The sequence below is a fragment of the Desulfovibrio legallii genome (genome assembly GCF_900102485.1).
Lineage (GTDB): Bacteria > Desulfobacterota > Desulfovibrionia > Desulfovibrionales > Desulfovibrionaceae > Desulfovibrio > Desulfovibrio legallii_A.
This window is the reverse complement of the sequence record NZ_FNBX01000002.1, coordinates 1-24,099: the sequence shown is the minus strand read 5'-3', so window position 1 is coordinate 24,099 and position 24,099 is coordinate 1. Positions and strand designations below refer to the sequence as shown.

Sequence of the window (24,099 nt, the reverse complement as noted above, 5' to 3'; positions counted from 1 at the left end):
CCTGACAAGGAAACGGCCCCGCCCGGGCGGGGATAGTACTCTTCTGGTACAGACCCGCCCGGAAAGGGGCCGTTGACGCAGTCAGGGGGCAAAAGACGCCGCGCCCCGCCGACCGGGATATAAGTAGTATTTAATAGGCGTGCTCGTCCTCCTCCACATACTCCTTCGTCACCGGCGCGGAGAAGAGCCGGTAGGTCCAGAACTGGTAGGCCAGCACGATGGGCACCATGACCAGGGCCACGCCCAGCATGATTTTGAGGGTCAGCTGGCTGGAGGCTCCGTTGAAGGCCGTCACCGTGGCGGCGGGGTCAATGGAGGAGATGATCATGCCTGGGAACATGCCCATGACGCCGAAGAAGGTTACGCCCAGGATGAACACGGCGCTGCAGCCCCAGGCCAGCCAGAGCTTGCCGGCGCGGAGCATGACCCGCGCGCCGATGAGTCCGGCCAGGGCCAGCACGGGCAGCAGCCACAGGGCGGGCATGGCCAGGTAGTTGTCAAAAAGCCTGGTGTAGAGGGCGGAAAGCGCCAAAAAGGCCACCAGCAGCACCAGCATGACGGGCCAGGCGAAGGAGGCCGTGGCGATGGCGCGGGTCTGCAGCTCGCCCCGGCTTTTGATGGCCAGCCACAGGGCCCCGTGCAGCACAAACATGCAGAGGAAGAACACCCCGCCCGCCAGGCCGTAAAGGTTGAGCAGGCCCAGCAGGTTGCCGTGGTATACGCCCTGGGTGTCCACGGGGATGCCCATGAAGAGGTTGGCAAAGGCCACGCCCAGCAGCACGCAGGGGATGAGGTTGGCGACAAAGTGCACGCCGTCCCACAGGGCGCGCCAGCTGTCGTGCTCCACCTTATTGCGGAATTCAAAGGAGACCGCGCGGAAGATGAGGGCGAAGAGCAGGATCAGCAGGGGCGCGTACAAGGCGCTGAACATAACCGCATAGGTCTTGGGAAAGGCCGCGAAGGTCACGCCGCCGGCGGAGATAAGCCACACCTCGTTGCCGTCCCAGAAGGGCCCGGCCGCGTTGTACATGATGCGGCGTTCCGTTTCGTTTTTGCTCAGGAAGGGCAGGAGCGAACCCACGCCCAGGTCAAAGCCGTCCAGAATGAAGAACACGGCCCACAACAGTGCCCAAAGCACAAACCAGATGGTTTCCAACATGGCTTACACCTCCTGGGCTTCGGGGCCCTTGATTGCGTATTTGCGCAGCAGGTAGATATCCAGAATGCCCAGCAGCGAATACACGACGATGAACGCCGCCAGCGAGACCACCACGCTGTCCGCCGGGAGGGGCGAAACGGCGTCGGAAGTGCGCATGAGGTTATAGACGATCCAGGGCTGCCGGCCGATTTCGGCCACGGCCCAGCCGGCCATAATCCCGATGTAAGGCAGCGGGATATTCCAGACCAGGGCCTTGAGCAGGCCGCTGCAGGGCTGGTCGCGCCTGCGCTGCCAGAAGGCCCCGAAGGACAGCAGCACAAAAATGCCGCCCAGCCCCACCATCAAGCGGAAGGAAAGGAAGGTGGGCAGAACCGGCGGGCGGTCCTGCACGGCAAAGTCTTTAAGGCCTTTTACCTCGGCGTTGGCGTCGCCGTAGGCGATCCAGCTCAGCAGGCCGGGGATGCCCAGGGCCTGCACCTTGTTGCCCTCATTGGCTTCGTCAGGCCAGGCCAGAAGATAGAAGGGCGCGTTGCGGCCCGTTTCCCAGTGCGATTCCAGGGCCGCCAGCTTGGCGGGCTGGTAGTGGGCCACGGTCTTGCCCTGCTGGTCGCCCGAAAGGGCCAGCAAAAGCACCATGATCAGGGTAAACGGCGCCGCCATGCGGAAGGAGCGCTGGAAAAACTCCTTGTGGCTGCCGCGCAGCAGATGCCAGGCCGACACGCCCAGGACGAAAAAGCCGCCCAGGGCCCACGAGGCGATGACCGTGTGGGCGTACATGCCCCAGGCGTAGCCGTTAAAGACCACGTCCCAGAAGTTGGAAAGCTCAGCCCGGCCCATGCTCTCGTTAATGGCGTAGCCTACGGGGTTCTGCATGAAGCCGTTGGCCAGAATAATCCACAGGGCGGACAGGTTGCCCGCAAAGGCCACAATATAGATGGCCGCCAGGTGCATCTTTTTGCCCACGCGCTCCCAGCCGAAGTGCCACACGGCCAGGAAGGTGGATTCCAGAAAAAAGGCCACCGTGGCCTCAATGGCCAGCAGGGAACCGAAAATGTCGCCCACATATTCAGAATAGCGGGACCAGTTGGTGCCGAACTGGAATTCCAGCGTAATGCCGGTTACCACGCCCAGCGTGAAGTTGATGAGAAACAATTTGCCCCAGAATTTGGCCTGATTTTTCCAGAAAACGTCCCCCGTGCGCACGTAGCGCGTTTCCATCCAGGCGAGGATTATGGAAAGCCCCAAGGTCAGGGGCACGAAGATAAAGTGGAAAAACACGGCCACGGCAAATTGCAGACGTGAAAGCATAACAACGTCCATGGGGGCCCTCCTTGCTATATGCTTACTGCGCCATAGCTTTTTTTTTCACAAAAAGCAAGTGATTATGAATAGCAACATGCCGCTTGCGCGGCTTCCGGCGCGGGTTGTCGTTCTGCACGCTGCCTGCCGGGGATTTTCGTTTTTTTCCCCCGGCCTGCCGCCCTCTTGAAAATTGTAAAAGCGGTCTTATGTTCCAGCATATCCATATTCAGGAGGTTTGTCATGGCTGAGGCAGGCAAAAAATCCCGCCAGTTCCGCGCGGAAGTGCGCAAGGTTCTTCACATTCTCACCAATTCGCTCTATACTAACCGCGAAATTTTTTTGCGGGAGCTCGTTTCCAACGCCTCGGACGCGCTGGACAAATTGCGCTACCGCATGAGCCGGGGCGAAAGCCCGCGCCTGCCCGATCTGCCGCTGGAAATCCGCATTGCCCTTGATAAGGAGGCCAAAACCCTGACCATCGCCGATACGGGCGTGGGCATGAGCGCCGAGGAGCTGGCCGAAAACCTGGGCACCATCGCCAAATCCGGCTCGGAGCAGTTTCTGGCCGACCTGGCGGCCCAGACCCCCAAGGACGCGGACGCGGACACGGCGGACAAAGGCGACGCCGCGGCGGACGAAACCACGGCCGCCCCGGACGCAGCCAACATCATCGGCCGCTTCGGCGTGGGCTTTTATTCCGTCTTTATGGTGGCCAACAAGGTAACGGTCACTTCCCGGCCCGCCTTCGGCGAGGAAGCCGCCCACGTCTGGACCAGCGACGGCCTGGGCACATACACCGTGGCCCCCTCCGCAGAGGTCGAGCCGCAGCGCGGCACCGTCATCAGGGTCGAGCTCAAGGACGACGCCCTGGAGTTTGCGGAAAAATTCCGGGTGGAGTCGGTCATCCGCAAGCACTCGGCCTTTGTGCCCTTCCCGGTCTTTGTGGACGGCGAGCAGGTCAACACCCAGCCCGCCCTCTGGCGCGAGCCCAGGTTCTCCATCAAAAAAGAACAGTACGACGCCTTCTACAAGGCCATTACCTACGACGCCAAAGACCCGCTGGACGTGCTGCACTTCTCCGTGGACGCGCCCGTGCAGTTCAACGCCCTGCTCTTCATCCCCGACAGCCCGCAGGACTTCTTCGGCGTGGACAAAGACTTCTGGGGCCTGGATCTCTACGCCCGGCGCGTGCTCATCCAGCACCGCAACCAGGAGCTTATCCCGGACTACCTGGCCTTCCTCAAAGGCGTGGTGGATACGGAAGACCTGCCCCTGAACATCTCGCGCGAGACCCTGCAGGAAAACGTCCTGCTGCGCAAAATGAACCAGGTTATCGTTAAGCAGGCCCTGAACCACCTGGAAAAACTGGCCAAGGACGCCCCGGAAAAATACGTCCGCTTCTGGAACCTGCACGGCAAAATCCTCAAGCTGGGCTACCGCGACTTCCCCAACCGCGAGCGCCTGGCCGCACTCCTGCGCTTTAACAGCTCCACCTTGCCCGAAGCCGCGGACCTCACCAGCCTGGACGAGTACATGGCCCGCGCCCCCGAAGACCAGAAAACCTTCTGGTATGTGGCCGCGCCCAACCGCGAGGCCGCGCGCCTCAACCCCCACATGGAGCGCTTCCGCCGCAAGGGCCTGGAGGTGCTCTGCCTCTACGAACCCGTGGACGAGTTCGTTATGGACGGCCTGGGCAAATACAAGGATTGGGAATTCAAATCCGTGGAAACCGCGGCGGACGACGCCCTGGCCGCCTTCCCCGACAAGGAGGAAGCCCCCCGCGAGGCCGTGGCCCCGCTCTCGGACGACGACAGCGCGAGCTTCGAGGCCCTGCTGGCCAGAATGAAGGATCTCCTGGGCGACAAGGTCAAGGAGGTGCGCGTCTCCCACCGTCTTACGGACAGCCCCGCCATGCTCACGGCTCCGGACGGCGGTGTCTCTTCCTCCATGGAAAAACTGATCAAGGTCATGCAGCGCGACGACACCCTGCCCGTCAAAGTGCTGGAAGTGAACCGCGACCACCCCCTGCTGCGCAACATGCTGCGCATGTTCAAAGCCGACCGCCAGGACGCCGTGCTGGCCGAAATGGTCCAGGCCCTCTTCGACGCAAGCCTCCTGCTGGACGGCTACATCAAAGAGCCTCAGGCCCTGGCCGCCCGCAGCGGCAAACTTCTGGAACAGGCCGCCGCCTGGTACGCCGAAGTGCGCAAGCTGTAAAAGAATAGTTTTGTGGGGGGGAAGGGGAAACTTTTGTTCACAAAAGTTTCCCCTTCCCCCCCACACGGCCCCCATCCCCTTCAAAAAACTTTTCTTCCCCAGACCTGGGGCATGCCTTTTGCGGCTTGCCGTGCGCAGCCGCTCTTCTCCTTGCTTGCGCGCAACAAAGAGGGCGCGGCCGCCGGAACATTTCAGGGACCAGGGCGCTAACGCGCCATGGCGATAAAACCTCCCTGGCGCGACGGGACTTGACATTCTCTTTTTTTGAAAATAAATTTCAATTCCTAAAGCATCCAGGTATGTTTTCCGCCACCTTGAGGGTGACGCAGAGGAGCGCCCAACATGTCGGAAACCCTTTCCGCCGTCGGCGCAGGGGCGGCGGTCCACGCCCGCGCCTGCATCGGCGGGCTTGCCTATTCCCTGCGCCTGGCCATCGCGGGCAACCCCAATTGCGGCAAAACCACGGTATTCAACGCCCTTACAGGTGCGCACCAGCATGTGGGCAACTACAGCGGCGTGACTGTCGAAAAAAAAGAAGGCTACATCCGCTATGAAGGGCAGGAAATTATTTTGGTGGACCTGCCCGGGGCCTATTCCCTTGCCGCCTATTCCCAGGAAGAGGCCGTGGCCAGAGACGTGCTGCTGGACGGCACGGTGCAGGCCGTCATCAATGTAGTGGACGCGGGCGTTCTGGAACGCGGGCTGCTGCTTACCGTGCAGCTGCGGGAAATGGGTCTGCCCGTGGTCATTGCCTGCAACATGATGGACGAAGCCGCAGCCGCCGGCATCCGCATTGATTTTCCCCGCCTGGAAGCCATGCTGGGCGTGCGCGCCGCGCCCACGGTGGGCACCACAGGCCAGGGGCTGCGGGAGGCCCTGACCGCCGCGCGGGAAATGGTCCGGCAGGCGGAGCAGACGGCCCCGCCCAGCGCGCCGTCAGGCCCGCAACCGACGGGCGGCCGCGCCCTGCGCCTGAGCTACGGCCCACTGCTGGACCCGGTTCTGGAGCGCATGGAACAGCGCCTAGCCCAAAGCCGGGCCATGGCCGCCTCCCCTTACGCCCACTGCGCGCCGCGCTGGCTGGCCCTTCACCTGCTGCAGGACGACGCCGCAGCGGCCGCCGCCGTGCGCGCCGCCGACCCCACCCTGGCCGAAGACCTGGGCCAAACAATCCGCGAAGCCAGGGCGGAACTCCAGCGCCGGGGCGAGGACGCCGAAGGGATCATTGCCGACGGGCACAGCCTTTTTGTCCGCCGCGTCGCCGCGGCCTGCGTCCAAAAAACCGGCAACCGCCACCGCCTGAGCCTGAGCGACAAACTGGACCGCATCCTGACCCACGCCGTATGGGGCGCGCCCATCATGCTGGCCGTGCTCTACGCCATGTTCCAGATCACCATCGGGCTGGGGGCCTATCCCCAGTCCTGGCTGGAAGAGGCCTTCGCCGCCCTGGGCAACGCGGCCAACGCCCTCCTGCCCGAAGGGCTGTTCGCCTCCTTGCTGGTGGACGGCATCATCGCGGGCGTGGGCGGCGTGTTCAGCTTCGTGCCCCTGGTGCTCATTATGTTCGCGCTGGTCGCCATTGTGGAAGACAGCGGCTATATGGCCCGCATGGCCTATATCTCTGACCGGCTGTTCCACTTTTTCGGCCTGCACGGGGCCTCGGTCATGCCCTACATTATTTCCGGCGGCATTGCCGGGGGCTGCGCCATCCCCGGCGTTATGGCCACCCGCACCCTGCGCAGCCCCAAAGAAAAGCTGGCCACCATGCTCACCCTGCCCTACATGGCCTGCGGCGCCAAACTGCCCGTCTACCTGCTGCTGGTGGGGGCTTTCTTCCCCGGCCGGGCCGCGGACATGATGTTCGCCATCCTTCTGACCTCATGGCTGTTCGCCTTCGGCATGGCCTGGCTGCTGCGCAAAACCGTCCTGCGGGGCGAGGCCACCCCCCTGGTTATGGAAATGCCCCCCTACCGCCTGCCGACCCTGCGCGGCATCTGCATCCACTGCTGGGAACGCACCTGGATGTACCTGAAAAAAGCCGGAACCATCCTGGCGCCCATTGCCGTCCTTATCTGGGCCGGCATGACCTTTCCCGCCCTGGACCCACAGCTCGCCCTGCCTTACGAAAACGAAATCGCCCAGCTCAACGTGACGCTGGAAAACCCCGAAGCAGATCCGGCCCTGCGCCAGCAGAACGCCGCCCGCCTGACCATCGTTCAGGAAGAGCTGGATGCGGAGCGCCTGCGCCATTCCTTTGCCGGCAGGCTGGGCGCGGCCCTGGAGGGCCTCACCGCCTATGCGGGCTTCAACTGGCGCACGGATGTGGCGCTGATCGGCGGCATTGCGGCCAAAGAGGCCATCATTTCCACCCTGGGCACGGCCTACGCCCTGGGCGAGCAGGATCCGGAAAACGCCGTTTCCCTCTCGGAACTGCTGCGCAAAGATCCTTCCTGGAATCAGGGCACGGCTTTGGCGCTGCTGATCTTTGTCATGCTCTACGCCCCCTGCTTCGTAACCCTGGTAGTCATCCGCCAGGAATCGGGCAGCTGGAAGTGGGTGGGCTTCAGCCTCGTGGTCAACACGCTGCTGGCTTTGGGCGCGGCAGTGGGCGTGTACCAGGCCTATCTGCTGGTGCGGCCTTGAAAATAACGCGGGCCCCAAGGCCGCAGGGCCTGGGCATAGACCGCTACCTGGCCCTGCTGCTGCTCTGCCTGACGTTGCTCTTTGCCGCCAGCTTCTTCTATTATATGAATCTGGCGCGCGAAATCAGCGTGGCGGGCACCCGCATCTACGGGGCCTATCTGCCCCTGATAACGGCCCTGCAGCAACAGGAAAACCAACGCCGGGAATTCTGGCGCGCCCTGGAGACGGCCCTGCGCTCCGGCGAACCCGCCGACCTGGACGCGACCGTTGCGGCCATCAACGCCGACCTCGCCGCGGAATCGGCCACCCGCCGCCGGCGCTGGCGCGCAGCCCAGGAGGCCGCCCAAAGGCTGGTCCGGCTGCGCCGCGCAGCCGCAACGGCACAGGGCGAAGACGCCGAACGGGCCCGGCAGGCGGACCGCGCCCTGGACGACCTTCTGGCCGCCGTCAGCAACCTGGAGCCCACGGCCTCCCCTACGGAGGCCATGCGCGCGCAACTGCACCGCACGGCGAACCTGGCCCATGGCTTTGAAAACCGCCTGCTGACGGGTTTTGCCCTGCTGGGCGCGGGCCTGGCGGGTCTGTTCGGCCTGCTGCACCTGCACCTGGCCCGCCCCCTGCGGGCCATCATGACCTATCTGAACCAGATGGGCACGGGCGCGGCCAGGCGCGCGCCGCCCCCAAGCCGCATCCGTGAGCTGCGCAACATTACGGCGGCGCTGGAAAATCTTGGCACATACCTTTCCAACGCCACGGTGCAGTCCCAAAAGCTGGTTTCAGAGCACGACCGCTTCCAGAAAATATCCCTGACGGACGGGCTTACCGGCATCCACAACCGCCGGGCCTTTGACGCCGGCCTGCGCCAATGCTGGGCCGAAGCCAGAGAAAACCGGACGCCCCTCGGACTGATCATGCTGGATGTGGACAAATTCAAAACCTACAACGACAGCTACGGTCACCAGGCTGGCGACGTCTGCCTGGTCCGGGTGGCCGCCGCCATGGCCAGAACAGCCCGCGCCACAGACCTCTGCGCGCGCTACGGCGGCGAGGAATTCGCCCTGCTGCTGCCGGGGGCCAATGCGGCCACGCTTCAGGCCGTAACCCGCCGCGTGCACGCCGAAGTGGCCGCAGAGCGCCTGCCCCATCCCGCCTCGCCCTGCGGCGCGTTTGTCACGGTAAGCATGGGCGCGGCCAGCCTTATTCCCCCGCCGGACGCCCCGGACGGCGGCAGCGCCCTGGTGCGGCAGGCGGACGCGGCCCTTTACGCGGCCAAGGAGCAAGGGCGCAACCGCTCCGTCGTGCACGGCGAGGCCCAGGCGAAGGACACGGCGCCGCAAGGGGCGTCGCGCCCCGGTCTTCCGCCCCCCGCAGATCCGCCAGCGGCACGGCCGCCGCAAAAAGCCCGCTGAAAAAGGCGGCTCCTCAGAACCGCCTTCTCCAGAAAATCCACGCTCAGGCCTGCCGCAGCTTCTGCCTGAGGCATTGCAACTAGTGGCAAGCGCCCGCGCATCGTTAATGCCCGTCAGGCCTGCCGCAGCTTCTGCCTGAGGCATTGCAACTTTGAAATGCCCTGGCAGCTGCGTGAGCAACAGCCCGCCGTGAAGGCGTAAGCGCAATGCCTTTGCGCTGTTAAACGCCGAAACGCCCGCACCGTAAACCTTGAGCATACATATTCTCAAAGGGGATCTGCTCCAAGGCGCGTCCAAGGGAGCCCAGGGGTTGCGGCCGCGCTCAGTCCATCCGCACCAGGATGGTCCGGGCCTCCCTGCGGCGCAGGGCAATGGTGGCCTCAGCGCAGCGCAGCGCCAAAGGGTCGCGCAAGGGCGCGTAGCCCATGACGGAAACGGCCATGCCCGTACCCAGCCCCATGTCGCGAATGCGCCTGGCCAGCTCGCCGCGAGCCACAATGCGCACAATGCGGGCCTGCTGCCCTACGGAAAGCGCGGTCAAGGGAAACGCCGCATCCATTTGCTCACCCCCAGGTTTTGTAAGATTGCCCCAGGCTTCCGCTCCGGGCCGCGGCATACGGCTGCGGCGCAGGGCCTGCCGCATTGGCCGGCCTGCTCCAACGCCGGCCGGCGCTGCAAGGGGCAACGGCCCGCGCTGTTGCGGCAGGTCTTTCTGCGGGGCCGCAGCACCGGGGCCGCAGCACTGGGAGGGCGCAACCTGTTTAGGCGCAACCGGGCCAGACGCAACCGGGCCAGACGCAACCGGGCCAGACGCAACCGGGCCGCGCTGCGGAACACTGCCCGCCGAAGCCGCTTGCGGAGCATAAAAAGACTTTCTTTTTCACCATACAGGCCTGTATCTCCCGCGTCAACGCGCCGCCGCCCATGCAGCCCCAGGCAGCGCCCGTGCCAGGCAGCGCATAAAAATAATCTGTATTTACAGCGCAGTATCTTATCCATACGGCATACAGGCCAGACGCCGCCGGGCGGCTGCAACATGCTATATTTTGCACAATTGACAGCAATTTATACCAAAAATAACGGTATAATCCTTTTATTTCAGCAATGTGAAAAAAATAACTTGCTGCCCGGAGCCGTCTGGCCTATCCTCAGAGCCACACAGAAAAACACCAGGCGCGGCCCTTGCCGACGCCCAACACAGGGAGGATCCCATGAAAGGTTTGGCCATGCGTCGCCTGAACGAGATCGGCTGGATTGAAAAGGAAGCGCCCGCCTGCGGCCCCCTGGACGCGCTTGTCCGTCCCCTGGCCGTCGCGCCCTGCTCCTCGGACGTGCACACGGTGTGGGAAGGGGCCATGGGCGACCGCCGCGATCTGATTCTTGGGCACGAAGCCGTGGGCGAAGTGCTGGAGGTGGGCGCGCTGGTGCGCGATTTCAGGCCCGGCGACAAGGTGCTGGTGCCCGCCATTACGCCGGACTGGAATTCCCTGGAGGCGCAGGGCGGGTATTCCATGCATTCCGGCGGCATGCTGGCCGGGTGGAAGTTTTCCAACTTTAAGGACGGCGTGTTTGCCGAGGTCTTCCATGTGAACGACGCGGACGGCAACCTGGCCCATCTGCCGCAAGGGATGGACCTGGCCGCGGCCGTCATGCTCAGCGACATGGTGCCCACGGGACTGCACGGGGCCGAGCTGGCCGACGTGCAGTTCGGCGACGCCGTGCTGGTGGTGGGCATCGGCCCGGTGGGGCTCATGGCCGTGGCGGGCGCGGCCCTGCGCGGCGCAGGGGCCATCTATGCCGTGGGTTCCCGGCCCCTGTGCCAGGAGGTTGCCAAAAGCTACGGCGCTACGGCGATCATTGATTACCACAGCGGCACGCTGCACGAACAGATCCAGGAGCTGACCCACGGCCGCGGCGTGGACAAAGCCATTGTGGCGGGCGGCGATGTGGAAACCTTTGCCGAGGTCTTCAAGGTGCTCAGGCCCGGCGGGCGCATCGGCAACGTCAATTATCTGGGCTCCGGCGAGGCCGTACAGGTGCCGCGCCTGGACTGGGGCTGCGGCATGGGGCACAAGCTGCTGACCGGCGGGCTCATGCCCGGCGGTCGCCTGCGCATGGAAAAGCTGGCGGCCATGGTCACCCACGGCCGCCTGGACGTGCAGCCCCTGCTGACCCACCGCTTTAGCGGTTTCGACAAAATGGAGGAAGCCCTGCTGCTTATGAAGGACAAGCCGCGCGACCTCATCAAGCCCGTAGTCATGATGTAGCGCTGCGCAGGGCGCGGCAGGCCGTGCGAAAAATCCTCAGCCCGGATAACGGCGCGCCGCGGCACAGGCCCCCGCGCGCCGCGGCACAGGCCCCCGCGGGCCAGGGTGCACGGCGCATAGGGGCCGGGCTGCCCGCGCGCGGGCAGCCCGGCCGGAGCGCAAAACGCGGCTGCGCCGCAAGACGCGCCGCCGCGTAAGACGAAAGCGCCCTGCCGGAAAAAGAACCGCCGCGGGGGCTATTCTTCCTCTTCCAGCCAGGAATCGTCTTCCAGCACTTTGTAGCCGCGCACGGTAAGGTAGTTCACGCCGTCCTGCTCTTCCAGCAGGCCGGTGACCTCCACGGGCACGCTCACTTCGTCGTCCAGGTCCACACCCGCGCCGCGCGGCACGATGCGGTATTCCACATCGTCCTGCACCACGGCCACGCGGGCCTGACGCGCATCTACCGAACGCGGCACCGCCGCGACATATCCTTTGACGGTAACGGGGCTTTTGTTCATACGCTCTAGCATGACCTTTTAATGCCGGTTTTTCTCGCCTATAGCGCCTTTTATGGCGGGACGCAAGAAAAACCGAGGGCTCTGGGGACGGGGAGCGCAAATTTTCCGCGCCGTGGTCACGGGCGCCCCAGCGCGCCGGCTTCCCCGGCGGGCTCTGCGGCGGCCGCAAGCCTTTGGGCGGCTGCCAGGTCGGCGGCAGTATTGAGATTAAAAAACGGCCGGGCCGCTTCCGGGCCATACGGGAGCGTGCGGCAAAGGTCGGCGGGGAACAGCCGGAACAGTGAACTGCCGCGGCCCGCGCGCCCCGCGTGATCCAGCAGCAGCGGCAATGCGGCGACTTCGTAAATGCCCGCCAGGGGTTCCAGCCGCCCTGTGGCCGCGGCCGCATAGCAGGTGAGCAGGGTTTGCGGCAGGGCGGCCTGCCGAGCGGCCAGCAGGCGGGCCAGGGTGGGCGCGTCCATAAAGGGCAGGTCGCAGGAAAGGGCCAGCACGGCGGCAAAGCCCTCGTCCCGCGCGCGGGTCAGGGCGGCGACAATGCCGCCCATGGGGCCCTTGCCGGGCACGGCGTCGAACACGCAGGCATAGCCCAGGCGCGGCTTGTCCGCCCGGCAGGAGACCCAGCAGCGCGGCAGCAGCCCGCGCAGCAACGCATGGGTACGGGCCAGCAGATCCGGCCCCCCGGCGGCGAGCCGCAGTGCGGCTTTATCCTGCCCCAGGCGGGTGGAAAGCCCCCCGGCCAGCACCACGCCGGCCACTGGTTGCGCATTCATGGTCTGCCCTCCGCAAGGGCCGCCTGCAGTACGCCGGGCCCTTTTATGCCGCGCGCCACTGCCGGGGAAAGACGCAGTGCATGGGCAGTGAAAAGGCTCAAGGGTGGTGCGCCGAAGAAAATACCTGGGAACGCACAGGCAATCGCCTGACCAGAGTACGCCCTGCGCGCCCCTTGAAGAGAAAAAAGGGGTTGAAGGATGGGGGGGGTGGGGGAAAAGGAACTTTTGGTCAGCTTAGCCCGTTACGACGAAGGAGCTTAGCCCGTTACGACGAAGGAAGTTACGGGCGAAGACAGCAGCGCTAGTTACGGGCGAAGACAGCAGCGCTCAAAAGTTCCTTTCCCTCCACAAAACACAACTTCCTTCCCCCCACAAAAACTTCCCCGCCCTACCAGCGTTCGGGCATAAAGTGGGGCGGTGGGGCGTTTTCGGGGCCTTGTTCCAGCTTATCTCGCAGCAGGCGCAGCACGGCCAAGGCGTCGGCCAGGTCGCGGGCCAGCTGGTCCATCTGGCGTTGCTGCTCGGCCAGGGCCGCATCCAGGGCGTTCAGGCGCTCTTCCTGAAAGAAGGCCTGCTCTTCCAGGCGGGCCAGGCGTTCCTCCGCGTCGGCCATGCTATTTGCCTGCGGGCGGCGTTACCAGGGGCATGCCGCCGGGCGCGCCTTCCATCATATTCTGGTTGCCCGGCATGCCGGCAGGCGCGTCGCCGCCCATCATGCCCTGGCCGCCCATGGTATTCTGCCCGCCCATGCCCTGCATCATGCCGGCGGAATGGTTTTTGACAAAGGCGTCCCACTCCGCACGGTCGATGACGTTGTCTTTATTCGTGTCGATAGCGGCAAAGGCCTCGTCGCGCATGTCCGGGAAGGCGGCTTTGAATTCCTGCGGGGAGACCGTGCCGCTTTTGTCCGTATCCATACGGCTGAACGTATCCTCTTTGGGGGCCTCGCCGTTTGCGCCGGGGAGGGCCCAGGCGGGCGCGGCCCAGAGGGCAAGCAGGGTCAGGGTGCAGGCAAGACAGTGACGCATAACGGAAACTCCTTGTAAGGGGGTAAATAATTGGGGGCCCGGCCGCAATCTTTGCCGGGCGGGGTTTGCCTGGTTCAGCGGAAGTCCTCGCCCTCGCGCGCCATGCGGCCGATGCAGAGGGTGAGGTTGTCCGGATCGCCGGGTTTATGGTCGTCCGGGTAGAGCAAGGCGGACATGTAGAACACGGAGTTAAGCCGCAGGGCCGTGCGCGCGCCTGCGGAAAAATTCTCCAGGGCCAGGGCCAGGTTAAAGCGCAGTTCTCCGGGCAGGGGGGCCAGCAGGGGCTTGGCGTCCTCCGCCAGGGCGGCCAGACTTTCGGCCTTGCGGCGCATGCCTTGCGTATAGCCTGGCGTGTCCTGCGCGTCCAGTCGGGCCAGGGCGGCGGCTTCCAGGGCCATGACCGCATCGTGCCGCTGGCGCAGCCAGGCGATGAGCAATTCCAGGGCCGGGGGATTGTGGCTCATGGGGCACCTCCTGTGCTTGCGGCAGTATACGGCAAGGGCCCGGCCCTTGTACAGGGCGCGGGCGGCGCAGATGTGAGGGGCAAGGAGTACCGGCAGGAATTGCAGCGCAGCGCGCGCGGATTGCGGACAAAATTGGTAGTGCCCCAATTTTTCGCATATTTTGGAGCGGCTCTGGGGGGATGTTTTGCGGCGCTGGCGCGGGGATGCGACGGCAAGGACGCAAAAAGGGGGGCCGAAGCCCCCCTTGGGTTCCCGCCGGGCGGGATGAGAAACGCGGTCGACTTAGGGCATTGCAACTTTAAAATGCCCTGGCGGCTGCGTGAGCAGACGCCCGCTGTGGAGGCGTAAGCGCAATTTATTTGCGCTGTTAAGCGCCGAAACGAGCGTGTCGTAAACTTTGAGAATGCCTGTTCTCAAAGGCAATCTGCTCTAGAAGCTGTAGGCGAAGACCACCTGGGCCTTCCACATGTCCTGCTTCTCGAAGGAGGTGTCGCGAGCGCCGGCCTTCTTCCAGGTGTCGTTATCCATGCAGTTGACCAGGTAGTCCAACTCCAGGTTCATTTCCAGGTTTTCGTAGATCTTGTAGCTGTTGACCAGGTTGAACTCCACCAGGCCGTCGTTGGTGGTCAGGTAAGGACCATCGTAGTTGCTGGTGCCGTTGTTCCAGTCATAGGAGTTCTTCATGTACTTGACCATGCTGGTGCTGTTGGTGCCGCCCCAGTAGGCCACGCGGAAGGTGTGGCTGAGGTCTTCCAGGAAGCTCATGTCGCGCAGCTGCAGGCCCAGGCCCCAGGTGCCGGCGTAGCTCAGGCTGTAGTCCTGGTTAACCCAGCCCAGGTTGCCGTCGCCCATGAAGGAGGTGAAGTTGCCGGTGGCCACCAGGCTGGGCATGCGCTCGGAGCCGTTCTTCACGTTGCCGTCGTCACCGCTGGCGTACCAGCCGAAGATGCCGGGGGTGCCCCAATCCATCTTGTATTCCACCAGGGCCTTGGCCAGCCAGCCCTGACGCTCGGTGCTGCCGCGCTTGGCGAACACGCCGTTTTTGTAGGCGTCGTAACGGCCCATGCCTTCCACATAGCCGTAGTTGAGGTCCACTTCGATGTTCAAGGGATCAAACATGGTCACGGCAAAGGGCAGGCCGGCCCAGAACATGGAGCCGTAGGCCTTGCTGGTCTTGCCAAAGGTTCCATCGTTGACCGTGGCGGGATAAGGACGCAGGCTGTAGTTCAGCACGCCGTCGGAGGTGCTCCACTTATCGCCGTAGCCGGTGAGGGCATTCTTGCCGGCCGCGCCGTACATAACCCAGGGGGTGGCGTGGAAGCCGTCAAACTTCAGGGGCAGCAGCACGCTGAAGAGGTCGATGTTGTCCAGGTAGTTGGCGTGCGACGTATCGCTGGTGCGGTAGTAGCGGGAGTCCTTACCATCAAAGTTGTCGTTGGCCGGACGCGCCCAGAAGGCGGTGAGGCCCACGTTTTCGTTGAACTGGTAGGAAGCCACCACCGCGGCCACGTCCGTATCCATGATGGCGGAGCCGCCGGCATAGGTATTGGGCAGGGCCAGGGCCTGCAGGCCCATGCGGAACTTGAGGTCGGTCTGCGGCACGGTCCAGTCGATGTAGGCGTTCTTCACCTTAATCTGTTTGCCGTCCGCGCCCAGCGCGCCGCCGTCTTCGCTTTTGCCCCAGGTCTGGGTGCCGATTTCAAAGTACACGGTGCCGGACAGGGCCTCGGAGGCCACGGCGTCCAACTGCAGGCGCACCCGCTGCTGGGCGTTGAACATGTCGTTGCTGTCCGTCTTCTGCTTGGGCGCGTTGCCGTCACGGGTTTTATTGATCAGGCTGCTCTCGCCCACGCCGAAGCCCACCAGCCACTGGCCCTTGGCTTTGAAGTCGATGGCGCTGGCGCCGGTGGCCGCGCCGAACAGCAGCCCGGCAGCCAGAAGGAGCGTACAGATACGTTTCATAGTCCCTTCCTCTCTTGTTTTCCCACAGGGTATAAAAAGTTTTACCTGTCCCATACAGGTTATAGGACCGTTTACCTGCTTTTTGTGACGTTGGCAAGGCTTTTCGTCCAAAAATTTTTACCTGACCGTCACAAAGGAAAGGACGAGGCCAGGGCGCAGAGCGCAAAAACGGCCGCCGAGCGCGTGCCCGGCGGCCGAAGCGTTTGCGGCAGGAAGATGGCGGCGGCCAGGGCAGGTTATTGCGTTGTTAAGCGCCGGAACGCGCGCGTCGCAACCTCTGAGAACGCCCGTTCTCAAAGGCAATCTGCTCTAATTCTGACTGCCGTAGTGGCCCTTGCATTGGATGATCTGGCAGACATCGCCCGCCAGCCGGTAAACAAGCCGGTGCTCACAGTCGATGCGCCGACTCCACCACCCGCGCAGGTTGGCTTTCAAGGGTTCCGGCTTGCCCAGCCCCGCGTAGCCGTTGCGCTGCACATCGCTGAGCAGCGCATGGATGCGGGCGACCATGCGTTTGTCGTGGGCGTGCCACCACAAGTAGTCTTCCCAGGCCTCCTCATGCCAGAGGAGTTTCATGCCCAGGCTCCATAAGGGGATGGCAGGCGCTGCGGACATGGGCATCCATGTCCTGCGCCAGGCGGGCAAGATGGGCCTGATTTTGCGGGCTGTAGAAGGGGTCCAGGCTGGGGGTGAACGGCAAGGCCCTTTCCCGCACCATCTGGACGAGAAACATGCGCACTGCCGTCGCCACATCCAGCCCCAGATCGGCGGTAACGGCCTGGGCCTGCGCCTTCAGAGCATCGTCAAGACGTATTTGCAGATTTGCCATACGGCCCCCTTTATACATTACAGATGTAATGCAAATGCAGGCCTGCGTCAAGAATTCCCTTGCCGCCGGCCAGCAAAAACGGCCGCCGAGCGCGTGCCCGGCGGCCGAAGCGTTTGCGGCAGGAAGATGGCGGCGGCTAGCTTTGGCTGCCGGAATCGCTCTGCATGATGTGGATGGCCGTCTGCACCTGCGCGTCCGCGTCACTGCTGGTAGAGGTTGCATGATCCGTCAGGGTCAGGGTCAGGTCCGCCGTGGCATTGGTGAAGGTGGCCATGCCGTTGTGCGCGTCTCCCGCCGTCCAGTGGCTGTCCAGCGTGATGGTCTGCTGACCGGTGGTGGCGTCCTGGCCCACGCTGATGCCCACCTTGGCCAGATCGGCCATATTGGTGAGGCTCAGGGTGGCGTCGCCGTCCTTGCCGCCCGCGTCGGTGATGGCGGCCTCCACATTCTCCACTTTGCCGTTATTAAGGAGGCTGTCCACGGTGTTCAGATCCTTGGTCAGCAGGAAGTCCACGCCCGTGCCGCCGTCGGCCAGCAGGTCCTGGCTGTCCACATGCAGCAGGTCGTTGCCCGCGCCGCCGTCGAGCTTGTCCGCACCATCGCCGCCGCTGAGGTTGTCGTTGCCGCTGCCGCCTTCAAGTGTGTCGTTACCCGCGCCGCCGTCCAGATAGTCGTCGCCGTCGCCCCCAAGGAGATGGTCCGTGCCGGAGCCGCCCAGAAGGGTGTCGTTGCCCGCGCCGCCGTCCAGGTAATCGTTGCCGGAACCGCCGTGGAGGTAGTCGTTGTCGGCCTGGCCGTAGAGACTGTCGTTACCGCTGCCGCCGAAGATGAAGTCGTCGCCCGCGCCGCCGTCCAGGTAGTCGTCGCCGCCCAGGCCCAGAAGTGCGTCATGGCCCGTGCCGCCGAAGAGGGTATCCTGGCCGTCAGCGGCATCTTCAAGGTTTTGCTCGGTCCAGGCGGCCAGGCTGTCCAGGCCCTGGGCGTCCAGCGTGTGCAGAGCGGTGGCAAGGGCGTCCGCATTCTGGGCGTCCGTGTTCAGATGCCCGGCCAGGTTGTCCAGACCGGCCTGCGAGCCGTCGCCCAGCAGCAAGTCGTTACCGTGCTGGCCGAAGAGCAGGTCGTTGCCGCCCTCGCCCAGCAGAACATCGTTGCCGCCCGCATCGGAAGTGTCGTCAAGCGCGGTGGCCAGGGCCTGCGGGGCAGCCTGGGCGTACGCAAGGATGGCCGCGGAACTGGCCTCGTCCGTCAGGCTGGCCAAGCTGGCCAGGTCGGCATTGTCGCCCAAAAGCAGGTCGTCGTCCGTGCCGCCCAGCAGGGTGTCGTCGCCCGCCACAGCGGTGGCGGCCGTATCGCCGTCTTTGTCCGTAACCACGAAGTTGAGCAGATTCTGGTCTTGCGCAAGCTGGAAGGGCTGCGTTTGGGTGACCTCCCACTGGGCTGTGCCGTCAGTGCCCACAGCGCCCAGGGTGGCGGTAAAGTAGGTTGCGCCGTCTACTGTGCCGGTAAGGGTTTTGCCGTCCTCCGAGGCGGTGAGGGTCATTTCCTTGCCGTCGGCCAAGGTGACGGAGGCAACGCTTTCATCAAAAACGATGGATTCAATGCCGTCCGCGCTCGTGCCCGTAACGTGCCCTGTGATGGTGGTTACCGTAGTTTCCGTCGGGCTTTCCTGCTGCACGCCGCCGAAGGAAATGCTCTGGATGGTGAAATCGCTGTTGTCTTTGTTGACGTAATATTCGCCATAGAAAGCGCCGTTATCAATGGCGGAGACCACCACTTTGTCGAACCCGCCGTTAATGGTGTCGGTTGAGAATGTAACTACGGTATCGCCCCCGCTTGCTGCGACCTCGTGGGTGGATACCAGTTGTCCATCCCTGTAGAAGGAGAGTAAGGCCTTTTCGTTCGAGCTGCCTTCTAAGGCACCAAGAGTGATGGAAAGCGAGGTAGCGGTTTGCCCTTCCGGCAGTTCAAAAACTACGGCTTCTGAAACGCCGGTAGAAGTCCCTGTACGTGTGAAGCAGATTTCGTCCAGGCGCTGGTTTTTGGTACCCAGGCCATCCCACCCTCTGTTGGCAAGATTATCAATGCCATCGCTTTCCGCTGTGGTGTCAACCCCCAACCCATCGTAGTTGTTACTATAGGCAATGCTTTTGTAATACAGGCTTCCTGTTGCGACGATGTCGCTCACCTGGGGATTGGCAATATTCGCATAAGAAACCTGGGCGGCGGAGATAGTTATGCCAAGGGACACGTTAGACAAGGCTGCTTCGCTTACATCCCCCTGGGCAAGCTCCATAAAGTTAAGTGCAACGTCGGACAGCGATGTAGTGCCGCCTTCCGTCCCGCCGTCCCCTCCACCCGTCGTGGCCGTCGTCGCCCCGTCCACCGTGACCGTGGCCGTGGGCGCGTCGTCATTGATGGTGATGGCCAGGGAGGAGGTAACCGTCTGCGCGCTTTCGCCGCTGCCGCTGGTGACGCTGACGTTGATGGATTCCGTGGCGCTGTCCGCGCCTTCCGCGTTGTCTACAACGTCGGTCAGCGCATAGGTGTAGTACACCGTGCCGTTGCTGATTGCCGTGATGGTCAGCGTGCCGTGGTCGGTCTCGATGCTGGCGTTCTGGTCAGCCACCGTGGCGTTGCCCTTGGCGTCCAAAGTAAAGGTCTGCCCGCCGATGGTCAGCGTGCCGCCCTCGCTGTAGGTGTTGACCGTGAACGTGCCCTCAGTGGAGAGGCTTTCGCCCGACGCGGTTTCACCCTCATGCGTGCCGCCAGGGAGGGCTGCCTCGTCGACAGACGGCGCTGCCGAACTCATGTCTATGGTGGGCGCGTCGTAACTGCCAGTAATATTGACGCCGATCATGTGGGTGCCGGTGAGGCCCTGGGCATCCTTGACCGTGGCCTGGAAGCTGAAAGAGAGCTTTTCGCCCGCGGCCAGGGAATCCACATTGGCCGTAATTGTCTGTACCAGCCCGCTGATGTCAGCATCCGCGCCATAGGCGGCCCGCAGGGCGGCCTCCAGCGCGGCGTTGTTCTGCGCCGTCCCCATCGTGAATGTGTACGCGCCGGTGGCCGTATTCAGGTCCAGCACGCCGTAGTTGGTGACCACAAGCTGGTGGGGCGTGGTGGTGACTTCTTCACCAGAGGTCTCCGCCACCGGCTTGGTCTCCAAAATGGTCACTTCCGTTGTGCGGCTGGCGGCATCAGTGCCGCTGCCCTTGGTGATGCTGGCGGGCATGGTCTGGCCGCCGTGGTCCACAAGGCTGCCCTTGTCGTCAACCCAACCGCTTTCCTTCCCCCTGACCACATCCCAGGAGGCCTTGCCGTCGCTGAGGCCCACCACGCCAAAGGTGACCTTGTCGCCGTCTTCGGGGTCAAAGGACGTGTGGTTGCTGAAATGCTGGAGCGCGCCGTTGACGGACATTGTGGCGTCTTCACTCAGGCTTACCGTCTGTCCGTACATGAGCGGAATATCGTTGACGCCATTGATACTGGCCGTCACGGCCTGATCCACGGACGCGCCCTGGCTGTCCGTTACCCGGATGGTAAAGGCGTAGGAGGGCGTGTCCGTATCCGTCAGGGCGTTGGCCGCCGCATTGAGGGCGAAGCTGTAGGCGTAGGTGACGCTGCCGTCATCGTTGGTGGTGGGGGTGAGGGTCAGGTCGCCGTACTGGGCGTGATAGACCAGTATGCCGCCCTCGGCGGTCGTCAGTTCCACGCCCTCTCCGTTCAGCAGCAGGCTGACACTCTGGGTATCGCCCGCGTCCACATCCTTAACGGTGAAGCTGCCGGAGGCGCTTTCTACCCCCGCCTGGGCATTATTGTAAGAATTGGCCCCGTTGTCGTCGCTCAACCCCGATTCCGTAAGCCCAAAGGTGGCCGGTCCTTCTGTGGTCAGCACGGGCGCGTCGTTGGCGCCCGTGAGGGTCACGCCGATCATGTGGGTGCTTTGCAGGCCGGAATCGCTTTCCGCGGCTGTGGCCTGGAAGCTGAAGGAGAGCTTTTCGCCAGCACCCAGGCTATTGATATTGCTCGTAATAGTCTGCAGGGCGGTGCTGATGTCCGCCCCCTCGCCGTAGGCCTTGTGCAGCGCCGCGGACAAGGCGGCGCTGTTTTCCGGCGTGCCCTTGGTGAAGGTGTATTCGCCGGTGGCCGTATTCAGGTCCAGCACGCCGTAGTTGGTGACCACAAGCTGGTGGTCGACGTCGCTTTCGTCCGTTGTCGTCGTGGTGAGGATTTCGACGGTCTCGCCGCGGTAGGTGGTCTGCCCGTCAACGGTTTTTTCGGCGGCCACCTCCAGGGTCTGCCCGCCGTGTTCGCCCGTGTAGTCCAGCCCGCCACGCACCACGCTCCAGGAATCCTTGCCGTCCGTAAGCCCGGCCACGCCGTAAACCAGCGTATCACCCTCGGCATCCGCCGGGGAAGCGCCGGTATTCTTGCCGGGAATGAAGTTGCTTGCCGTGGCGTCCCCATCTTCCTGCAGGCCCACGCTGCTCCAGCCCATGAGGGTGATATCGTTGACGCCATTGATACTGACCGTCACCGGCTGCTCCACCGTACCGCCCTGGCCGTCGTCCACGCTGACGGTGAAGGTGAGGGACCGGGTTTCCCCTGCGTCCAGCGCGTTGACGGCGGCGGAGGCATTGTCCAGATTAAAGCTGTAGGCATATGTGACGCTGCCGTCATCGTTGGTGGTGGGGGTGAGGGTCAGGTCGCCGTAGGCGGTGTGGTAGGTGGTTGCGCCGGTAGCGGCATCTGTGCTGCTGGCCGTGAGGACGGCGGCTGCGCCGTCGCCGTCCTTAAGCGTCAGGCCAGCCAGATGCAATGAGCCGCCGTCCACATCCTTAACGGTAAAGCTGCCGGAATCCGTGTCCGTGCCCTTGGCGTCGTCGCCGTTTCTGCCGTTGGCGAAGTCCGTGCCGATGTCGCCGCTTTTGCCCGATTCCGTCAAGTCAAGCTGGACGTCCGCCGTGTCTGCCGCCACCGTGGGCGCTTCGTTAGTCCCGTTGATGGTGATGGTAGCCCGGAACTGCAACTTGCCGTCCGCAGTATCGGTATCATCCACCACAATGCCGAATTCTACCGTCCGGGTCTCGCCGTCTTTCAGCGCCTGCACCGCCTGGGCGTTATTGTCCAGCTCAAACGTGTACTCGCCGTTACCGGGGTTGAGGTAGAGCGTGCCGTATTGGGTATCTATGGCCGTCCAGCCCTCGTGCGCGTCATCTCCCGAAACTTCATAGGAATCTTTGACCCAAGTGTTTGCGTCAAGGTCATGGGCGTTGCTGATGGAGAAGGTCATGGCCTGGCCTTCGGGGTCGGCCACGGCGAATTGCCCGGAAACGGCGGTAGCGGCGTCTTCCGTGACAGCGTTCATGCTCAAGGATTTCGCGTCTAAAATATAGGGTGCGTCGTTCACGCCATTGACGCGCACGGTAAAGGTCTGCTCCGTCACCGCGCCGTTGCTGTCCTTGACCAGCAGGGTAAAAGTGTCGTTCCCCTGTTCCCCTTCGGTGAGGGCGTTGGCCTTGCCGTCCTTGGTATTGTTCACCAGATAAGAAAGCGTGCCGTCGGCGTTGAGGGTGATGGTGCCGTACTGGCCCGTGACGGAAACCGTGCCGCCGTTGCCGACGTAAGAGCTCGTGTTCCCATCCTTAAGCCCGAGGGTAACCGCATCGCCTTCCGCGTCCGTGGCCGTGAGCGTGGTGAGCGTGCATGGCTGCGCATCGGCCTGCCCCGTGTTCAGGTTGCCATAGGCGTTGTTTTGCGCTTCCGTCACGCTGAAGCCGTCAGCGGACAGACTGACCGTGGGCGCGTCGTTCTGGCCCTGCACCGTGATGTCGATGGGTTTGGCCGTCCAGGCATCATACTGGTCCTTGACCAGGATGGTGAATTGGTCCACCTCGGATTTGTCCGCGCTCCAGGCGTTGGTTGCGGCGTTTACCGTATAGCTGAGGGTGCCGTCCGCGGCTATGGTCAGGGTGCCGTATTGACCGGCCAGGGATACGCCGCCCTTGCCGTCGCTGACGGCCTCGCCGTAGGTGGCCGTGGGTGCGCGGGTGGCGGTGACATCCGTATGGCCGGTGAGCAGCCCGTAGTGAAGCTGCGCGCCGTTGTCCGCATCCGCCCCGGCCACCGTGCCTAGGGTGTAAGTGCTGTCCGCCGCCCCTTCGGATTCATTCACCGTCACCGTGGCCGCGCCGTCGTTGGCCAGACCAAAGGCGGTTCCGTCCTGCGGCATGAGGGTCAGGGTGGGGGCGTCGTTGGCCCCTTCTATGCACACGCCCAGTTCGTGCTGGTCGGTCGCGCCCGCGCTGTCTTTCACCTGGGTGGCAAATTTAAAATTGAAGCGCTCACCCGCAGCCAGGTGATTGGCGGCCTCTTGATCCAATGTAAAGGTATACGCGCCAGTATTTTGGTTCAGTATCAGCGTACCGTAGGTTGTGACAATAGTCTGTATATTTTGGCCTACATCATTTTGCGTCACGGCATCGCTGGTGATGTTAACCTCTATGGCATTCCCTTCAACATGATTTGGCTCACTGTTGTTGAAAGTAGTGGTTGTGATGGATTTGCCAAAATGCAAGAGATCGTCTCTTGTGCTGTTCGTAACGATACTGAAAGTCAGCGTATCTCCACTATCGGCATCGCTGGCGGTTGTGCTAAGGCTGCCCTCCACTTCTACACGCTGAGCATAGGGGGCGACATAGTCGTTGGTATTGTTGTCCTCCGTGGTGGGGCTGTTACCGTAGCCCGACAACTTTCCGCCGACCCCCTGAGCGCCCACGCCGGCATCGCGCAAATGCAGTTTTTGCCAGGTGATCTCTGGCGCGTCGTTGGTGCCGTTGATGGTAAAGCTGATGTTCTGGCTGCCCGTGTCGCCGTAGCCGTCCGAAACCACCACGGCGGCGCTGACGCTGATGGTCTGCCCGGCCTTGAGGCCTTGCACGGAGGCGGCGGCATTATTCAGAGTAAAGCTGTAGCTGCCGTTGCCGTCCACGCTCAAGGTGCCAAGGTAGTCATTATCGGCAGGGGATTCCGCGCTGACGGTGTAGCCCTGCTCGTTGTCGGCGGCCAGCACATAGAGCGTCTGCCCCGTGATGGCGCCCGCACTGAGGGTGAAGGTGTGGCTTGCGTCATCCACATCCGTCACCGTCGCCGTGCCGCTGATGGAGGCGGTGCCGTCTTCGGTAACGACGGCGCTGTTGCTCCAGCCGTTCGTGCTGATGACGGGCGCGTCGTTAGTCCCGCTGATGGTGATGGTCAGGCTGTTGCTGGCCGTGCCGCCGTGGCCGTCGCTCACCGTGTAGCTGAGGGTCTCCGTCAGGGTCTCGTTCACGCCCAGGGCCTGCACCGCAGCCAAGTTGTTGTTCAGGGTATAGGTGTAGGTGCCGTCGGCCGCCAGGGTAAAGCTGCCGTACTGACCGACGGTTCCCTCCTGCGGCACATAGGTCGGGGTGTCCGTGCTGTCCACATCCGTGGGCGCGGGCAGTGTGCCGCTGAAGGGCTGCGTTGCATCTTCGGCGATGGTCGCCGTGGACGCCGCCACTTCCGGCGC

The 24,099-nt window shown here is 63.5% G+C and carries 17 protein-coding genes; 4 read left to right on the top strand and 13 right to left on the bottom strand.

What is annotated here, in order from left to right:
* Positions 1-130: 130 nt before the first annotated feature.
* From cydB to BLS55_RS12040, 3 genes are all read right to left on the bottom strand, one after another.
* A complete protein-coding gene (cydB, locus tag BLS55_RS01350) occupies positions 131-1,159 on the bottom strand; it encodes a cytochrome d ubiquinol oxidase subunit II (RefSeq protein ID WP_092152556.1) in 1,029 nt (342 codons plus the stop codon).
* A 3-nt stretch (positions 1,160-1,162) separates the two neighbouring features.
* On the bottom strand, positions 1,163-2,479 hold the full coding sequence (locus BLS55_RS01345) for a cytochrome ubiquinol oxidase subunit I (RefSeq protein ID WP_092152555.1): 1,317 nt from the start codon (positions 2,477-2,479) through the stop codon (positions 1,163-1,165).
* Positions 2,480-2,541: 62 nt separating this feature from the next.
* Positions 2,542-2,685, bottom strand: a complete 144-nt coding sequence (locus BLS55_RS12040; RefSeq protein WP_180365358.1) for a hypothetical protein — start codon at positions 2,683-2,685, stop codon at positions 2,542-2,544.
* Between the two features lie 16 nt (positions 2,686-2,701).
* On the opposite strand from BLS55_RS12040, the gene htpG reads away from it, so the two are divergent.
* From htpG to BLS55_RS01330, 3 genes are all read left to right on the top strand, one after another.
* Complete coding sequence (gene htpG / locus BLS55_RS01340) at positions 2,702-4,678, top strand: molecular chaperone HtpG (RefSeq protein WP_092152554.1); 1,977 nt, start codon at positions 2,702-2,704, stop codon at positions 4,676-4,678.
* 342 nt (positions 4,679-5,020) lie between these two features.
* Positions 5,021-7,321, top strand: a complete 2,301-nt coding sequence (feoB, locus tag BLS55_RS01335; protein ID WP_092152553.1) for a ferrous iron transport protein B — start codon at positions 5,021-5,023, stop codon at positions 7,319-7,321.
* Complete coding sequence (locus tag BLS55_RS01330; RefSeq protein WP_092152552.1) at positions 7,318-8,730, top strand: GGDEF domain-containing protein; 1,413 nt, start codon at positions 7,318-7,320, stop codon at positions 8,728-8,730. Before feoB ends, BLS55_RS01330 begins: the two co-directional genes overlap by 4 nt.
* Before the next feature lie 322 nt (positions 8,731-9,052).
* Here the strand turns inward: BLS55_RS01330 and BLS55_RS01325 are convergent, their stop codons facing one another.
* A complete protein-coding gene (locus BLS55_RS01325; RefSeq protein ID WP_092152760.1) occupies positions 9,053-9,289 on the bottom strand; it encodes a FeoA family protein in 237 nt (78 codons plus the stop codon).
* 652 nt (positions 9,290-9,941) lie between these two features.
* Here BLS55_RS01325 and BLS55_RS01320 point away from each other — a divergent pair.
* A complete protein-coding gene (locus BLS55_RS01320; RefSeq protein ID WP_092152551.1) occupies positions 9,942-10,997 on the top strand; it encodes an NAD(P)-dependent alcohol dehydrogenase in 1,056 nt (351 codons plus the stop codon).
* Positions 10,998-11,233: 236 nt separating this feature from the next.
* Here the strand turns inward: BLS55_RS01320 and BLS55_RS01315 are convergent, their stop codons facing one another.
* The 9 genes from BLS55_RS01315 to BLS55_RS12155 all read right to left on the bottom strand — a co-directional run bounded on the left by BLS55_RS01315 (position 11,234) and on the right by BLS55_RS12155 (position 24,090).
* Complete coding sequence (locus tag BLS55_RS01315; RefSeq protein WP_092152550.1) at positions 11,234-11,497, bottom strand: hypothetical protein; 264 nt, start codon at positions 11,495-11,497, stop codon at positions 11,234-11,236.
* Positions 11,498-11,613: 116 nt separating this feature from the next.
* Positions 11,614-12,267, bottom strand: a complete 654-nt coding sequence (locus BLS55_RS01310; protein ID WP_092152549.1) for a molybdenum cofactor guanylyltransferase — start codon at positions 12,265-12,267, stop codon at positions 11,614-11,616.
* A gap of 388 nt (positions 12,268-12,655) precedes the next feature.
* Positions 12,656-12,880 carry a SlyX family protein gene (locus BLS55_RS01305; protein ID WP_092152548.1) on the bottom strand — a complete coding sequence of 75 codons (225 nt, stop codon included), beginning with the start codon at positions 12,878-12,880 and terminating at the stop codon, positions 12,656-12,658.
* Position 12,881: 1 nt separating this feature from the next.
* The gene (locus BLS55_RS01300; protein ID WP_092152547.1) at positions 12,882-13,295 is read right to left on the bottom strand and encodes an EF-hand domain-containing protein; all 414 of its coding nucleotides are present in this window, start codon (positions 13,293-13,295) and stop codon (positions 12,882-12,884) included.
* Between the two features lie 74 nt (positions 13,296-13,369).
* The gene (locus BLS55_RS01295) at positions 13,370-13,759 is read right to left on the bottom strand and encodes a hypothetical protein (protein ID WP_092152546.1); all 390 of its coding nucleotides are present in this window, start codon (positions 13,757-13,759) and stop codon (positions 13,370-13,372) included.
* A 429-nt stretch (positions 13,760-14,188) separates the two neighbouring features.
* Entirely contained in the window at positions 14,189-15,721 is a 1,533-nt protein-coding gene (locus tag BLS55_RS01290) for an outer membrane homotrimeric porin (RefSeq protein ID WP_092152545.1), read from the bottom strand.
* Between the two features lie 309 nt (positions 15,722-16,030).
* Positions 16,031-16,297 carry a Txe/YoeB family addiction module toxin gene (locus tag BLS55_RS01285; protein ID WP_092152543.1) on the bottom strand — a complete coding sequence of 89 codons (267 nt, stop codon included), beginning with the start codon at positions 16,295-16,297 and terminating at the stop codon, positions 16,031-16,033.
* A complete protein-coding gene (locus tag BLS55_RS01280) occupies positions 16,278-16,550 on the bottom strand; it encodes a type II toxin-antitoxin system RelB/DinJ family antitoxin (protein ID WP_092152542.1) in 273 nt (90 codons plus the stop codon). Before BLS55_RS01280 ends, BLS55_RS01285 begins: the two co-directional genes overlap by 20 nt.
* A gap of 136 nt (positions 16,551-16,686) precedes the next feature.
* Positions 16,687-24,090, bottom strand: coding sequence for a beta strand repeat-containing protein (locus tag BLS55_RS12155; protein WP_257243083.1), 7,404 nt, complete (start codon positions 24,088-24,090; stop codon positions 16,687-16,689).
* Between the last annotated feature and the right edge of the window lie 9 nt (positions 24,091-24,099).